Source organism: Vibrio sagamiensis NBRC 104589 (genome assembly GCF_007990935.1).
GTDB lineage: Bacteria > Pseudomonadota > Gammaproteobacteria > Enterobacterales > Vibrionaceae > Vibrio > Vibrio sagamiensis.
Genome location: NZ_BJXJ01000012.1, coordinates 66,802 through 81,493, shown reverse-complemented (window position 1 = coordinate 81,493; position 14,692 = coordinate 66,802). Strand labels below are relative to the sequence as shown.

The 14,692-nt window shown below is 37.5% G+C and carries 14 protein-coding genes and 2 pseudogenes; 6 read left to right on the top strand and 10 right to left on the bottom strand.

What is annotated here, in order from left to right:
- The first annotated feature begins 4 nt into the window (after positions 1–4).
- The 3 genes from sctS to sctU are packed head-to-tail and all read left to right on the top strand — an operon-like array spanning position 5 to position 2,123.
- Complete coding sequence (gene sctS / locus VSA01S_RS07835) at positions 5–271, top strand: type III secretion system export apparatus subunit SctS (RefSeq protein ID WP_039983257.1); 267 nt, start codon at positions 5–7, stop codon at positions 269–271.
- Positions 268–1,065 (top strand): type III secretion system export apparatus subunit SctT, encoded by a 798-nt coding sequence (sctT, locus tag VSA01S_RS07830; RefSeq protein ID WP_039983259.1) that lies wholly within the window; start codon positions 268–270, stop codon positions 1,063–1,065. The genes sctS and sctT overlap by 4 nt, the downstream gene beginning before the upstream one ends.
- Positions 1,066–1,067: 2 nt before the next feature.
- Positions 1,068–2,123 (top strand): type III secretion system export apparatus subunit SctU, encoded by a 1,056-nt coding sequence (gene sctU / locus VSA01S_RS07825; RefSeq protein WP_039983261.1) that lies wholly within the window; start codon positions 1,068–1,070, stop codon positions 2,121–2,123.
- Positions 2,124–2,327: 204 nt separating this feature from the next.
- Here sctU and VSA01S_RS07820 read toward each other — a convergent pair.
- Positions 2,328–2,600: pseudogene (locus VSA01S_RS07820) on the bottom strand (DDE-type integrase/transposase/recombinase); the annotation flags it as partial.
- Between the two features lie 48 nt (positions 2,601–2,648).
- Positions 2,649–3,794, bottom strand: a complete 1,146-nt coding sequence (locus tag VSA01S_RS07815; protein ID WP_039983262.1) for a T3SS effector HopA1 family protein — start codon at positions 3,792–3,794, stop codon at positions 2,649–2,651.
- A gap of 133 nt (positions 3,795–3,927) precedes the next feature.
- On the opposite strand from VSA01S_RS07815, the pseudogene VSA01S_RS07810 reads away from it, so the two are divergent.
- A pseudogene (locus VSA01S_RS07810) lies at positions 3,928–4,308 on the top strand (DDE-type integrase/transposase/recombinase); the annotation flags it as partial.
- A 133-nt stretch (positions 4,309–4,441) separates the two neighbouring features.
- Here VSA01S_RS07810 and VSA01S_RS07805 read toward each other — a convergent pair.
- The gene (locus VSA01S_RS07805; RefSeq protein ID WP_039983263.1) at positions 4,442–5,116 is read right to left on the bottom strand and encodes a TVP38/TMEM64 family protein; all 675 of its coding nucleotides are present in this window, start codon (positions 5,114–5,116) and stop codon (positions 4,442–4,444) included.
- A gap of 3 nt (positions 5,117–5,119) precedes the next feature.
- Complete coding sequence (locus VSA01S_RS07800; protein ID WP_039983264.1) at positions 5,120–5,692, bottom strand: glutaredoxin domain-containing protein; 573 nt, start codon at positions 5,690–5,692, stop codon at positions 5,120–5,122.
- A gap of 523 nt (positions 5,693–6,215) precedes the next feature.
- Here VSA01S_RS07800 and VSA01S_RS07795 point away from each other — a divergent pair.
- On the top strand, positions 6,216–7,043 hold the full coding sequence (locus tag VSA01S_RS07795; protein WP_039983265.1) for a transporter substrate-binding domain-containing protein: 828 nt from the start codon (positions 6,216–6,218) through the stop codon (positions 7,041–7,043).
- A gap of 322 nt (positions 7,044–7,365) precedes the next feature.
- On the opposite strand, the gene VSA01S_RS19960 is transcribed toward VSA01S_RS07795, so the two are convergent.
- The 4 genes from VSA01S_RS19960 to VSA01S_RS07780 form a co-directional block, all read right to left on the bottom strand.
- The gene (locus tag VSA01S_RS19960) at positions 7,366–7,518 is read right to left on the bottom strand and encodes a hypothetical protein (RefSeq protein WP_158000795.1); all 153 of its coding nucleotides are present in this window, start codon (positions 7,516–7,518) and stop codon (positions 7,366–7,368) included.
- 603 nt (positions 7,519–8,121) lie between these two features.
- Positions 8,122–8,532, bottom strand: coding sequence for an outer membrane protein assembly factor BamD (locus VSA01S_RS07790; protein WP_244949857.1), 411 nt, complete (start codon positions 8,530–8,532; stop codon positions 8,122–8,124).
- Positions 8,533–8,829: 297 nt separating this feature from the next.
- Positions 8,830–10,086, bottom strand: coding sequence for a Y-family DNA polymerase (locus VSA01S_RS07785; RefSeq protein WP_039979123.1), 1,257 nt, complete (start codon positions 10,084–10,086; stop codon positions 8,830–8,832).
- A 3-nt stretch (positions 10,087–10,089) separates the two neighbouring features.
- The gene (locus VSA01S_RS07780) at positions 10,090–10,494 is read right to left on the bottom strand and encodes a LexA family protein (protein ID WP_039979122.1); all 405 of its coding nucleotides are present in this window, start codon (positions 10,492–10,494) and stop codon (positions 10,090–10,092) included.
- Positions 10,495–10,818: 324 nt separating this feature from the next.
- Here VSA01S_RS07780 and VSA01S_RS07775 point away from each other — a divergent pair, with 324 nt between their 5' ends.
- A complete protein-coding gene (locus VSA01S_RS07775) occupies positions 10,819–11,436 on the top strand; it encodes an HAD family hydrolase (RefSeq protein WP_039979121.1) in 618 nt (205 codons plus the stop codon).
- A gap of 99 nt (positions 11,437–11,535) precedes the next feature.
- Here the strand turns inward: VSA01S_RS07775 and trhO are convergent, their stop codons facing one another.
- Together trhO and VSA01S_RS07765 are read right to left on the bottom strand one after the other, a co-directional pair.
- The gene (trhO, locus tag VSA01S_RS07770) at positions 11,536–12,516 is read right to left on the bottom strand and encodes an oxygen-dependent tRNA uridine(34) hydroxylase TrhO (RefSeq protein WP_039979120.1); all 981 of its coding nucleotides are present in this window, start codon (positions 12,514–12,516) and stop codon (positions 11,536–11,538) included.
- A gap of 268 nt (positions 12,517–12,784) precedes the next feature.
- Positions 12,785–14,551 (bottom strand): LTA synthase family protein, encoded by a 1,767-nt coding sequence (locus VSA01S_RS07765; protein ID WP_158000754.1) that lies wholly within the window; start codon positions 14,549–14,551, stop codon positions 12,785–12,787.
- Between the last annotated feature and the right edge of the window lie 141 nt (positions 14,552–14,692).

Genomic DNA, 14,692 nt, shown 5'->3' with positions numbered 1-14,692 from the left:
TATTATGACTCCTCCTGATATTATACATTTTACAACTCAAGCACTGGTGCTTGTTTTATATTTGTCACTTCCACCTATTTTGGTTGCTGCACTTGTTGGTACTCTAGTATCAATCATTCAAGCATTGACTCAGGTACAAGAACAAACGCTGGGCTTTGTAGTAAAACTTGTTGCTGTGATCATCACCTTATTTGCAACAACACAATGGCTAGGTTCTGAATTATATTCTTTTACCTCATTAATTATGGATAAGATCCCACAGATACGATGAGCTTCGACGATATTCAACAAGCGTTTTTCCTATATAGCTTGAGCTTGCCTCGATTAATAGCCTGTTTTATCTTTTTGCCTATACTCAACAAAAAAACCTTGGGTGGGGCAATGATAAGGAATGCTATTTTGTTTTCACTTGCTTTGTTCGCTTTTCCTTTGATCAATCAAGAGGCATTACCTGATTCAATAGACGGTACCTGGATTATACTCATTTTGGTCAAAGAAATGCTCATTGGCATGCTGATCGGCTTCATCGCGGCCATCCCATTTTGGGCCATTGAAGCCACAGGCTTTTTGATTGATAACCAACGTGGAGCAGCAATGGCAAGTATGTTTAACCCTCTATTAGGCTCACAAACAACACCTACTGCTGTGTTATTTACTCAAACTCTTATTACCCTGTTTTTTTCTGGTGGTGGGTTCGTATCCTTCATGTACGCCGTATTTAAAAGCTATTCATCTTGGCCTATTCTCGAGTTTTTTCCGAGTATTAATAGTGGTTGGGTAGCCTTTTTTTATGGTCTGTTTGAACAACTGCTTTACCTTGGAATCTTAATGTCTGCTCCACTCGTTCTTGCCATGTTTCTCGCAGAGTTTGGCCTGGCTCTTATCAGTCGATTCGCACCTCAGCTCAATGTTTTTTCTTTATCAATGCCCATAAAGAGTGCGGTATCAAGTGCTCTTATCATTGTTTATCTCGCATTACTGATGCAATACTTCCAAAAGAGTTTAATCGATATCACCTTCTTTCAAGAACAACTTAATTCAATTTTTATTAATAAAGGTCCTTAGCAGTGAGTGGAGAAAAAACCGAACAACCCACCCCCAAAAAGCTCAGAGATGCTAGAAAAAAAGGTCAAGTAGCAAAAAGTCAAGAAGTCATTTCCACCGCACTAATATTGGGTTTAATTTTAGTGCTTTTTGCTTGCGCCGATTACTATGTCACTCATATTTCAGCGTTATTACTGCTACCAAGCGAATTTGCATATCAAAACTTTCAAGATGCTTTAGTTGATGTCGCAATTGCAATCGCAAAAGAAATGGCTTATTTACTCGCACCTATTCTCATCGTTACATTTCTTATTGCAGTTCTTGCTAATGTTAGTCAATTCGGTTTACTTTTTAGCGCGGAATCACTCAAACCAGATATCAAAAAAATAAATCCTGCAGAAGGCGCAAAAAAGATTTTCTCAATGAAAAGTATTGTTGATTTCATTAAATCTATACTCAAAGTCTTCCTGCTTTCTTGTATAATTTGGACAACACTTCGTGGCAATATCAACACATTATTAAACATTCCTAATTGTGGTTTAAATTGTGTACCGTTGATCTCAGGGTTACTCATGAAACAACTCATCATTATGTCTTCTATCGGCTTTATTATGATCGCTGTTGCAGACTTTGCTTACCAAAGATATGACCACAACAAAAAGCTTAAGATGAGCAAGGATGAAGTAAAACGAGAATATAAAGAAATGGAAGGCAGCCCTGAGATAAAAAGTAAAAGACGTCAATTACATCAGGAACTTCAAAGCTCAAACCAACGTGAAAATGTCAAACGCTCTAGTGTTTTAGTCACCAACCCAACTCATATTGCTATTGGCTTGTATTATAAAAGAGATGAAACACCATTACCTATTATCACATTAATGGAGACAGATACGGTTGCTAAACGTATGATCGCGATTGCGCGTGAAGAAGGTATCCCCGTTATGCAAAAAATCCCTCTTGCAAGAGCCTTATTCGCTGACGGTGAAACAGATCAGTACATACCCGGTGAGTTAATTGAGGCAACAGCAGAAATTTTACGTTGGGTAGAATCTTTAGAGCAAAATGAATCTCCTTCGTAATCGAAAGAGACTCTTATTCCTCTCTCATAACTCAGGTTCTGGTAAGCAAGCACTTGGTTGGAAGTCGTTAGAAGGTGTGACAGCCAGCCTTCATGGTCGAGAGTTGTGGACGATGTTGATATGTTTCTGAGGTGCCTATCTGAGCACCTCTTTTTATGCGTAAATACCGAACATATTGAAGAGTTCATTGAGGAAGGCGGATCTCTACTGCACCCTTAGTTTCAGCTCATCACGATGTAACCCAAAATCAAACTGGCCTTTATTCAACATCCTTATTTCCTCAAAACCTTGAATGGTTGACCAAGCTCGCTTTCGCACTTTGAAACCGCCGGTGGCTTCGATAAGCTGAGCGTGGTCAGATTCAATGCCATTGTTGAGATATTTCACTTGCCGATGTTCTACATTTTGCCGTAAGCAACCTTCACGCTTGAGACGATCAATGGCGTTTCCATAGGATGAATCATAGTTAAAATCTAACAAGCCCCAAGCGTGCATCTGCACAGGCTGCACTATGGCTCCTTCTTTCTAAGCCTCACTCTGTGCTTCAGTAATTGAAGAGGAATCCAACAATGCGGTGTCTCTTATAGCATAACCACTTTTCTGAAAAGTATTATCTATAATTTGTTCAAGATTAGTAGCCGATCGTTCACTCTGCATTACATATGTTTTTATAGCACTAGTCAGAATTTCTGCTCTTGCCATACCATGACTGGTACTGGCTTTTTTACCATCGGGGTGTATATTAGAAAACTCAGAATAAGATATACCAGGATATTTACTCTTCATACCGATTGGGGTGTGAGGTGTTAACATGCCACCCAACTTTTCTCTTAAATTGTTAACTACCTTTTCAATTTTATCTGCATTCGTATGTTCAAAATATATAATCGCACTGTCCGTCCTAACTCCCTGTTCATCAGGCCCCATGATTTTTGCGCAATCAATACTCTTCTCCTTAGAAACAATGCTAGCCAATAAGGGAAGAACTGTTTTAGCATATTGACTATCAAAACTCAGTGCGATTCGAGAATGTTGTCCTTCACTCTTTTGTTTAGATCTATTAGGGATAATAAAGTATGCAAATTCACTAAATGCCGCCTTTTTATTTGATCTTAGAACCGATAAAGGGATTCCACTTTGTGATTGAATGATAATTTTATTCTTTTTACTCATTTCAAAAAGTGAATAAAAGAATACTTTTTTATCATTTTCTTTAAGAGGGCTATGACCTATAGGTTTGTCGTTTGCATACAAGTCATACAAGGTCTTTTCAACCTGTGTTTCTTTTTTTTCATCCCATGAGCGCTCTAAAAATCTTGGATGCTGTTCAAGTATTTTTCGTGCAAGGCGATGGGTTGTTTGGCTACTAATTTCTTCAGAAAAAGTACCTTTTTTTAAAAGCCGAGTTTCGCGCTTATCAATTTTTTTATCTAATTTATCTTTAGCGAGACTTAGAGATTTAACTTCTGACTGACGAGATCTTACAACAGAGAAAATATGTATTTTATTATTCAATTCATTTATCTTAATGTTATCTCGAACATTTTTAATATGAATGATGTCCTTGGCTAGATCAGTTCTACCAATTTTCAACGCTGCCTTTGAAGAGGAACTTTGAAGATCTCCTCGATTCGCACGATAATTGTTGTAAATGTTGCTAACAGATGACATAGGTACTTAATTCTAAAGCTTATAAACTTTTTAATCTTAACCCCAATAACGACCTAAATCACAAGACTATTTCTGAAAAAAACTGTAATAGCTAATTTCAGGTTTTGTCGCAAACTTTTGATACTCGGGCATAATTAGGGGGGAGTGGCTCTACTACTATCGTGCTGTCGATAAATTTGGCCATGTCGTAGGCTATTGCTTCGGTCCAAACCGTGATGAAGCAGCGGCAAAGGCTTTTCTGAATAAGGCATTGGCTCAAAATGGTTTATCAGAGAAAGTCGTCATTGACGGAAGCAAAAGTAACTACGCAGCATTAGATGCCCTAAATGTGCAACTGTGGTTGGCGGGGTACTTCATGCTATCACTTATTGAAATTTTAGACATAAAATACCTGAACAACATCGTAGAACAGAGCCACCGTTGGGTTAAACAAAAAACGTGGCAAGCTTTGGGATGGAAATCAGTTGAAGGAGCACGGCAAGTCTTCATGGACAAGAAATGTGGACGATGCTAGAACGTGATCAGATAGCTGTTGCTGGAGAGGCTGCCTGCGAGCACTTTTATGCGCTCGTAAAATAATTGTATCTGGAGGATTGGTCTGTCAAACCTCTAGCTATATTTGCGACAGAACCCTAAATTTTCTTTAATCATATCCGCATTTTCTGAAATTGACCCATCATAAATTTGATAATCAGCGGGAATAACCCAAGCAAAGCTAAAGATCCGATAACAGACGGAGAAACCAATCCTGAAAGAGAAGTAATTTCTGATAATTGTGTGCCTGCATTAAGGTAAACCATTGTCCCTGGTAGCATTCCCAGTTGACTAAATAGATAGAAACGGCCCAAAGGCATATTGGTCAAGCCCATAAGGAGATTGATCAAAAAGAATGGGAAGAGAGGAATTAGTCTTAAAGTTAAGAGGTAGGATGCCCCATCCTTAGTTACACCTTCATTTATCACTTTTAACTTATCATTAAATTTACTTTCAACCCATTCTCTTAGAAGATAACGACTGCTTAAAAATGCAATACTGGCACCAATTGAACTAGCAAATGAGACCAAAAATACACTCCACCAAAAGCCAAACAAAGCGGCACCAAGTAGAGTAACTACTGCGGCTCCTGGCACAGATAATGCTGTGATTAAAATATAAAATAAGAAGTAGAGACTGCTATATAATAAAAAGTTAGCTTGAATATCATTTTGCACACCTTGATGGAAGAGTTTGACTTGCTCTAACGTTAAAAGGTGACCAAATCGTATATAGACCAAAGCGAACAAAAAAATGATTACGCTCAATAAAATAGTCTTCTTAAACATTATTTACTTCCTCTCACGTCCTTCTTTTAGCCACTTAGACAAGCTATCATGCCCTCCTACATATTGGTCATCTAACCAAATTTGTGGCACTGTTACTGGTGTTTTTTCACCAATAATAGCTTTCACTGCTGGTATCATTCGGTACAATGCTGAACTGTCCTTTACGACATCGTAATAAGTGTACTCTACTCCAGCTTCTTCAAGGAGTGCTTTGGCTTTGTGGCAATAAGGACATGTTTCTTTACCGAAGATCACATTACCTTTAATCTTCTCAGTTTTTGCTAACTGCTCAATAACTGCCTGGACTAGAACACCGCGGTTGAGGGCTTCTCCTTGGCTAATAACCTTATTACCGACGATAACGATGGGAGCATGCCAAGCTCGCAGTTTAAGCGGCTCCCACCAGTAAGAAAGCCACTCTTTTACCTCCAATTCTATGGGGATACCTTCTAGCTCTGTATTAAAGGTATCATCCAAAATGTCTTTCGTTAATGTACATTCCCCACAAGGGATATTGACTTTAAACGGCCCCCAGCCACCAGCCCAGCGATACAATTTAATTTTGATTGGTTCCATGCTTTAACAACTCCTACAGCAATGTGTATTCAATTAAACTTTTCCGTATAATAGTATCGTATACCAACATTCCATACTTAGAACACATAATTATTAATAATAACAATATAACTTGAAAGTACGCGATTTTAAAATGGAATCATTGATAAATACGACAAATCAACCTAAATGCTATAATTTACACAGCTAAACACGCTCCACAAACCTTAATAATAGTGATTAATATAAAACTTAATAATGCATATCACACAAAGTTGTATAAATTTATTTAGAAAAAACACTCATAAGTTATGATGAAAATTATTTAGTTAAAGTTAAAAGCCTCATTCCATCAAATGGTATTAAAATTTAATTATTCCAAAACATTCGCATATATAAGTGCAGATGTAAGTGCAGATATATTATGCACTCAAGAAAATGTTTTTAAACATTAATTATATTTCTCATCCCATGATTTACATCACATAAAACCCTTTTTATATCTGATTAAATACAATTTCCATCGTTCAGAAATAAAATAAAAATGTTAAATATCATAAAAATATTAGTTTTTCCTATTTTAAGCACATCAGTTGTTGCACATGCATCTAATGATGTTGAAATTAATACTATTACAAGCACCGCTCTTACGGTTTGTACAACTGGAGATTACCCTCCTCTAACTTCATACAATACAAAAACAAAAAAATATGAAGGATTTGCTCCAAAAGTCGTTAGAAAATTTGCTCAATATATGAAGTTAGATTTAGAATTTCAAAGAACCACATGGCAAAGCTTATCATCTGATTTGTTAGCTAAAAAGTGTGACCTCGCAATTGGCGGTATTACTTACACTTTAGGGAGAAGTCAACTATTCTACTTAACTGAGCCTATCATAAAAAGTAAAAAAGCCGTCCTCTTCTCAAAAGAGAATGCTCATCTGTTTAAAAGCTTTTCTGACATCGATAAAAAAGAAAATCTTATTATTGAAAACAAGGGTGGTACAAACGAAGTGTATACAAAAAAAATAATAGAAAATGCGCCCATAAGAATCATAGAAAATAACATTGCTGTTTTTCACTGTTTTGAAAAATATCATAAAAAACCTTATGTCATGTTTACTGACTCAGTGGAAGTTGAATATCGTAGTAGTACAGCAGATTCAGTATTAAGTAGTAGTGGGCTCAATATTGCTTTACGTAATAACCCTGAAAGCTACAAAGTTTACATGGCTAACCAAACAATCAAAGGTAAAGCTCTAGTATTGGCAATGAACGGTTTTATCAAAACTTATAGAAAAGAAATTGATCAATGGTATCAAGAATCATTGAAACAGCCTTACTATGAAGAAGAAGCCGTTTGTCCATTTTAATCCCATAAAATTAAAGGTATGAGTGAGTAATTGAGGCAAAAATCAAGCTAACCTTGAACACTTTCTTGTCGGCCCAAACGGATACGAAGTCACCGGTTTCACTATGACTCCAGATTGCACGCAACTCTTTGCTAATATTAAGCCCCCCAAAAATAGCCATACAGTCATGATGTCACGCAAGAAACATCAGAAGGGTCCTATTGTACCCACCAGCATCGACCAGCGTAAGGACAGTAGTGAAATTGGTCTTTAAAAGCTGATAGCTTTTCTCTAATCATTATTATGGACTGGCTTTTTAAATGACTAGAGAAAATTAAATCATTCATTTAAAGCCTTTCATATTTAGGTGGTCGATTGCTCCAGATGCAAAAGCACCACCAAAATTCATAGCTGCTCCGATCATAGCTTTTGTTCTTTGTGTCGTGGTTTGTGCATTTTTAACGTCAATAACCCAAGCACGAACTAAAAGGCGCATATGAATTTGAAAGTATATTTAGTGTTACCTTTTCTGTAAGCTCGCAATATTGTTTTGACTTGCTCTCAGGTAAACCGTTATGGTTATGCGAAATTAGACAGTTATTAACATAGCAAACAGCATTCCATTATTGTCTTCCAACAAACAATTTCACGTGAATACTTCTTAAATATTCCGCTTTTATACTTTAATCATTTATATTTTTAGCATAAATCAGAAAGAATAAAGCCTACATTTTATGGATTATATCAACGTAAATTCACAAATCCTCACACAATCACTCATAAGCAAGACATCAGCATGTGTAATCAATGCCTAGCACAGCTAATGGATTTAATAGCTGTGCCAAAGCGATTTAAGATTCTAAATATTGAAAGACAAATCAAAGAGCCTTATCACTTTGACAGGCTCATGAGGAAGATCAAAGTAGAATGTTTCTTTGCGATCTGTTTTACTTGGTACTGCCATTTGTAGTGGGTTACCTTTTCCAGCCCAAAGATTGTTACCATATCCTCCTTTATCAATCACGAGTACGTTATCGGATTCATAAGATTTATGATACGGATAGGTTTATGGGACTGTCATTATGGTGATTTGTAGCATTTATTGACTCATCAATTCAGATAAGTCCTCACAACGCTGATTATCGTATGTTTCAACTCTTCCTCTACGACCAACAAATTGGATTTGCATCACCATCCCAAGATTCAGATAGTCGCGGAAGTATTCACAGGCCATCGTAAAGCTATCATTTTTAATCTGAACAGAATCCCATACATAAAACCCACTTCTCGGTAAGTATTCATAAAATTTAATAACACCATCCTCTGTTACCTCGAAGGTATAGCTGGTTTTATTAATTTTAAAAAAGTCTTTTCCATCTAAGTTTTCTTTCGCCGCTTCAATAACCCCTTTACTAGCAGTAGGAACAATGTTTTCATTTGAAGTCGATTGACAACCACTCATAAAAATCATGATGAGAATAGTTGACAGGATTTTTATTATTTTATTCATTAAACAATTAACACTTTATTATATTTTAACAATTAATATTCATCAAAAATCACTATATTTTCATTATCTACAATAATATTAAATATAAATTTTGATTAAGCTTAAGAGTGAATTATCTTACAGTACATCCTTAGTTGTACATAATGAAAACTGCATTTGAATTATAAAATATCGAAAGTTTGAATATAAAAATATCATCCCAATAAACCTCAAGACACCGTGTCCCACAAAATTTCCTGCATGTATATCAATGAGGAGTGAGTTTTTAATTAACACCCTTATTTTTTAAGAGTGTCACTAACATCGAATAGTTGGTAAGTCAGACCAGCATGTTGTGTATTGAGGTGTCAAAAACTGCCGCCTCATCTGCCACTTTTGTTCACACCCTTGCGCTCCAAGAAATAACGTATTTTGACCATAGCGCTTATTTAACCCATCGAATAACGTCATTAAAGGTGCATTGTTAGGCTGGGGGTTGAACAAATCTGGCTGCTCTTGTCGGCCGTCGACCAAATCCAATAGCCCGACTCCCACTTTATAAAAACGAACCCCCTGCTTGAATAGCCCCTTGGCTAATTGAGAGACCACCTTAGTAATGTTAGTAACATCTGCCGTTGGATAAGCAAAGCGGTATATTGCTCGCTGACTATAGGGAATATCATCAAATGGAGAGCTCGAAGCAAAAGCAACCATCACTCGGCACAAGGAGCCCTGCTGCCTAGCTTTACGAGAAGCAATTGCCGCATGTTGACAAAGAGCTTGATATAATGATGATTGCTCTTCAATACGATGACCAAAGCTTCGTGTCGAAAATATTTGCTTTTTATCCGTACGGGCTTCATCCCACCGTTTACATGGCTGGCCATTTAGCTCTAGTATCGTTCGTTCCAGCTCAACATTAAATGTCTTGCGCGCCATTTTAGCTGGATAATCAGCCAACTGCAGCGCCGTGGTAATACCTAAATGTTTTAAGTGCATCGTTAAACGTCTACCTACTCCCCATACATCATTGACAGATAACTGCGAGAGTGCCTGTTTACGCTCAGGCTCGTTATCAATTACACAGACACCTTGATGCTCCGGAATTTTTTTAGCAATACGATTAGCCACCTTAGCCAAAGTAAGAGTTGGTCCGATTCCCACACAAACAGGTAGACGACACTCTTTCCATACCGCTTGACGCAAAGTGATACCATGCGACCGTAGACAAGGAATAGCTAGAGCGGTCTGATTAAAAGACAGAAAAGATTCATCAATTGAGTAAATATATTGCTCTGGAGCAAAACGGCCAATCACCTGCATCATCTTTGTTGATAAATCGGCGTATAATTCATAATTAGAAGAAAGCACGATTACTCCGTGCTGCTCACATAAAGCTTTCATTTGAAAGTAAGGTTTAAATTTTTCCACACCTACCTCCCTAGCCTGTCGGTTAGCAGCCACCACATAGCCATCATTATTAGAAAGTACCACGACAGCCTTTCCTCGCCAGTTGGGCTGAAAAACTTGCTCGGCGCTACAATAGAACCCATTAGCATCAACTAAAGCAAACATAATTCAACACTCCAATAAATGGCTGGCTCGATGACAACGGATAGAACGACTGACTACTCCTTCGACTGTAAAAACGTCACACCTCTCAATTAAAACAGGAGGATAGGTCAAATTAGCAGACAATAAACGTCGCTGTTGAACATCAAGTAACTTACACACAAACTCGCCATTCAAATTAGCAACGACCACATCCATATTTTGGACACTCAAGTGACGATCAACAATAAGAATGTCACCATCGAAGATCCCGACACCTTGCATCGAGTCACCACTGGCACGACCTAAAAAAGTGGCGCTTGGATTTTCAATTAGAAGATCATCTAGATCGAGTGCTAGCTGTCGGTATTCTGCTGCAGGGGATTCAAAGCCAGTAATACCCGCACTGGCTGAAATTGGTATCACATTCATAAAACAACACTGTTTATTTGTACAGTACTATTCTGGATCATCTCGCCTTTTTTTGCAATGCATTAGTTTAGATAATTAGAATATTCGAACTTAAATACTTAACCAAACTCATATAAATTCTGGTGAAAAATTCCTAATACACAACTTGCATTTAGTGAACTTGGCCAAGTACAATCCTACTGAATCAAGCAAATTGAGCTCAATGGATTATGTTGACAATAGAGTTAACAACTAAAGCAGCACGATCTCGTTAAAAGGACATAGACTTAATAGGACTCTTATTTTTGCTTAAACTTCAATCTGGCTAAGTTGTACGAGGTCTTTATGGTTCCATTCCCTTTGCGGCTCGATAAAATCAAAGCTGTTGTATTTGATCTAGATAACACATTAGTAAGTTCTGACATAAATTTTAATGAGTTACGTCAACAGCTTGGCTGTCCAAAAACGACTGATCTCTTGGATTTTGTCGATACGATTGACCATCCCGCTCATCGAGAGCACGCACACAGTATGATTTTTGATTATGAGATTTCTGATGCCCAGCAATCCTCTCCAATGATCGGATGTCATGAGCTTTTAGCCTACTTAAACCAAAGTAAAATCAAAACGGCTATCGTAACGCGTAACTGCCAAATCGCGACGAGGCGCAAGCTTGAAAACAATCATATATCCGTAGAGCGCGTGATTACACGTGAATGTTTCCCACCTAAACCCGATCCACTTTCTCTACAGATTCTTGCAAAAGAGTGGCGTCTCTTGCCTCATGAAGTCTTATATGTAGGAGATTATCTTTACGACTTACAAGCAGCGTATAATGCTCAAATGCCCTCTTGCTTAGTTCATCATGGTAATGTGGAGAGTTTTAATGATGCCTCCTCATTAGCGATTAATGAATTGAGTGATTTATTGGCTTATTTTCAATCTTTACCACGCAATACATAGCAAAAGGGGCAACCTATGCGGTTGCCCCTATATTAAGCTTTGCTATATAGTTAAAGATTAATCGCTCAAAGTAGTCATTAATGACATACAATAGATAAACTAAGCTTGCTTTCGCTGAGCTGATTTCTTTGCTAATTTTTCTGAACGTCGTAGCTCACTCTGTTTAGCTCTTTCACCACCCACGTGTTGCTCACCACGTTTTGCAGCAAGGTTAACTTGCTTTTCACGCTCACGGAAACGGGCAATTTGCTCTTCGGTATGCTTACCAAAACATTTCGGGCAACTCACCCCTTGCTCAAACTGCTCAGATTGCTTGTCTTCTTCCGTAATAGGGAGTCGACAGGCATTACAAAGATCGTAGCCTGCTTTTTCTAACTGGTGGTTTACTGCAACACGACCGTCAAAAACATAGCAGTCTCCTTCCCACATACTCTCTTCTTCAGGGACTTCTTCAAGGTATTTTAGAATTCCGCCTTCAAGATGGTAAACCTCATCAAAGCCCTGTTCTTTCATATAGGCGGTCGATTTTTCACAACGGATTCCGCCAGTACAAAACATCGCAACTTTTTTGTGCTTCTCTGGATCCATATTTTCTTTTACATAGTCAGGAAACTCACGGAATGTATCAGTATTTGGATTCACTGCGCCTTTAAAAGTACCGACTTCGATTTCATAATCGTTACGAGTATCGACAACAAATACCTCAGGATCGGAGATCAGTTCATTCCAGTCTTGTGGCTTGACATACGTACCAACGACATGACGAGGATCGATACCTTCAACACCGAGTGTTACAATCTCTTTTTTAAGTTTAACTTTAGTGCGGTTAAACGGTTGAGTCTCTGAAAAAGATTCTTTGTAAACAATCCCACTTAAACGAGGCTCTGCATTGAGCCATTCAAGTAACGCATCAATACCTTCACGCTTTGCTGCAACAGTCCCATTAATGCCTTCACTCGCCAGTAATAACGTTCCGTGCACGCTGTGCTCTGCCATCAGGGCAAGTAATGGTTCGCGTAACTCTTGGTAGTTTTCTAGTTCCACAAACTTGTAAAGCGCACAAACAACATACTGACTCATGATCATTCCTTACTTCTTCGGTTCGGCAGAAAAAGTGCCGAACTCTAACAATTAAAACGGATATTATTATACCTGCGTTACAGACTATTTACCAATATTGACGAGCTCCATCACTTTAGAAGGTAAAATAATGCTCAAAAGATACATTTCTTTAAACATTTACCTAGTTTTTATACTATCAACTCGTAGAACAAATTCTTTGTAGTCACTTAGGTGATATATCAAAAAGGTATTGAACAAGAAACGACAATACCTTTTGTCATAATCGCTATTTGAAAAATGAATTATCAACTAAACCATTGTTATAGATTTGAATGTAAGCTTTGAGCTGCTTTTGTAATTCTTCCGGAGTGATTGTATCGTCGGGCTGAACTTGCATAAGAAACTCATTTAATTTCTCCGTGTTAATTTGATCATTTTCGACTTGCATACTGGTGACTGAATTACCATGTAGCAAAATATGCTGATTATTTGCAAAAAATAAAGCCCTACCAACTGTGTCAAAAGGCAACATACTCTGACCAAATGGTAGAAGCTTATCTTTTTCTTGATGTATGAGACCAACATAATCTAATACTGTTGCTGGTATGTCGATTTGCTGAACAATTTTGTCAGACTTAAAAGCGCCTATCGTTTTATTCGGTGTATAGAGTAAAAGAGGAATACGATGATTGCCCAGCTTTGTAGCGAATTCACTATCAACATTTTCACCTGTATGATCGGCAGTGATGACAAATAACGTATTGTCATACCAAGGCATTTTCTCAGCCGTCGCAAAAAATTTCTGTAGTGCAATATCAGCATATCGCACTGTTCTGATCATCGCAGGGTCATCAACAGCTAAGGTTTCTTTATACTCGTTTGGCAATGTAAAAGGATTATGATTGCTAATGGTAAAGATCGTTGATAAGAAAGGTTGATTAGTTTGACCCATAACTTGTGCTGCATACTGCAAAAACGGCTCATCAAAAATCCCCCACTTGCCATCGAAATCAATATGATTAGGATTATCTTTATCATACTGAGTTCTGCCATAATAGTCATCAAACCCTAGCTGTTCAGCCGTGATATCAAAGAACATCGAGCCATTTTTCGCACCATGGAAAAACATGCTTCGATAGCCGTGATTTTGCATAATCTCTGGCAAACCATAGAGCTTATCTGAAACATATTCAGAACGAACAAAAGTAGAATTCATTAACTTCGGTATTCCCCAATGAATTGACGGCACAGCATCAATCGAAGCACGGCCATTCGCAAACCCATTCTCAAAATAAAGTCCTTTTTCAGTGAGTGATTTTAAAAAGGGTGTATAGCTCGCATGTGTAGGTAAGTCTTTGACAAATTCAAGGCTGTAGCTTTCTAAAATAATGATAACGACATTAGGTTTTTCTGGCCCCTTATGAATAAGTGTTGATGCGGTATTAACCTTAGGAGTGATTGCTTGATATGCAAGCTCATCGGTAGCAAACCAATTCTTTTTATTCAAGTTAGTCTTCTCGCGCTTTAATAAGACGAGAGTGCTGTTTAAAGTGATATCTCCACTATTCGCGCTCGGCCATGCAAGCGCATGATATGCTTTTAGCGGTTTTGTCTGCAGACCACCGCGTATCCCCAACACAACAACGACTGCAGTAAACAAAAACAAAATCGCATATTTTGATTTGGTAATAGTATGTTTCGATGACTTACATCGGTTAATTCTTATGATACAAATTAATGCTGAGGTAAAAACTAATGAGATTAATGCATACTGAGTAAATAACTGCCCTATTTGATCTTTAATATCAAACCATAAGTCAAAAACTTCAAGGCCATTTCGCTTGCCTGTAAATGGGTAATAAAGCAAATCTACAAATGAAAAAATTATGAAAGGGACATTGAACAGCCAAAATATCCCTTGTAGCCACCTGAGCCCGGAATTCTGATTTATAAAGATAAACGGCAACAGAAAAGAAATTAAGATAACAGGGGTATTGATCGTTAATATTGCCGCTACATCAAAGCGTATGCCGTGTAAAAATGAATTAATCACAATACTTGAGCTTAACGAGTCAAAACTGATTTGGTTGTAATAAAAAAATACACCTCGAATAGAGCTATAAGTTAAAGTAAGTAAAAATAATAGTTTAACTAAAGAAAAAAAATAGCTAAGTGATAGTTCTTTTGACAATAC

Excerpts from the sequence above, each read along its gene's own strand:
- sctS (WP_039983257.1), top strand. The coding sequence starts at position 5 with ATGACTCCTCCTGATATTATACATTTTACAACTCAAGCACTGGTGCTT.
- sctT (WP_039983259.1), top strand. The coding sequence starts at position 268 with ATGAGCTTCGACGATATTCAACAAGCGTTTTTCCTATATAGCTTGAGC.
- VSA01S_RS07815 (WP_039983262.1), bottom strand. The coding sequence starts at position 3,794 with ATGTCATCTGTTAGCAACATTTACAACAATTATCGTGCGAATCGAGGA.
- VSA01S_RS07805 (WP_039983263.1), bottom strand. The coding sequence starts at position 5,116 with ATGTTTAAGAAGACTATTTTATTGAGCGTAATCATTTTTTTGTTCGCT.
- VSA01S_RS07800 (WP_039983264.1), bottom strand. The coding sequence starts at position 5,692 with ATGGAACCAATCAAAATTAAATTGTATCGCTGGGCTGGTGGCTGGGGG.
- VSA01S_RS07795 (WP_039983265.1), top strand. The coding sequence starts at position 6,216 with ATGTTAAATATCATAAAAATATTAGTTTTTCCTATTTTAAGCACATCA.
- VSA01S_RS19960 (WP_158000795.1), bottom strand. The coding sequence starts at position 7,518 with ATGCGCCTTTTAGTTCGTGCTTGGGTTATTGACGTTAAAAATGCACAA.
- VSA01S_RS07790 (WP_244949857.1), bottom strand. The coding sequence starts at position 8,532 with ATGAATAAAATAATAAAAATCCTGTCAACTATTCTCATCATGATTTTT.
- VSA01S_RS07785 (WP_039979123.1), bottom strand. The coding sequence starts at position 10,086 with ATGTTTGCTTTAGTTGATGCTAATGGGTTCTATTGTAGCGCCGAGCAA.
- VSA01S_RS07780 (WP_039979122.1), bottom strand. The coding sequence starts at position 10,494 with ATGAATGTGATACCAATTTCAGCCAGTGCGGGTATTACTGGCTTTGAA.
- VSA01S_RS07775 (WP_039979121.1), top strand. The coding sequence starts at position 10,819 with ATGGTTCCATTCCCTTTGCGGCTCGATAAAATCAAAGCTGTTGTATTT.
- trhO (WP_039979120.1), bottom strand. The coding sequence starts at position 12,516 with ATGAGTCAGTATGTTGTTTGTGCGCTTTACAAGTTTGTGGAACTAGAA.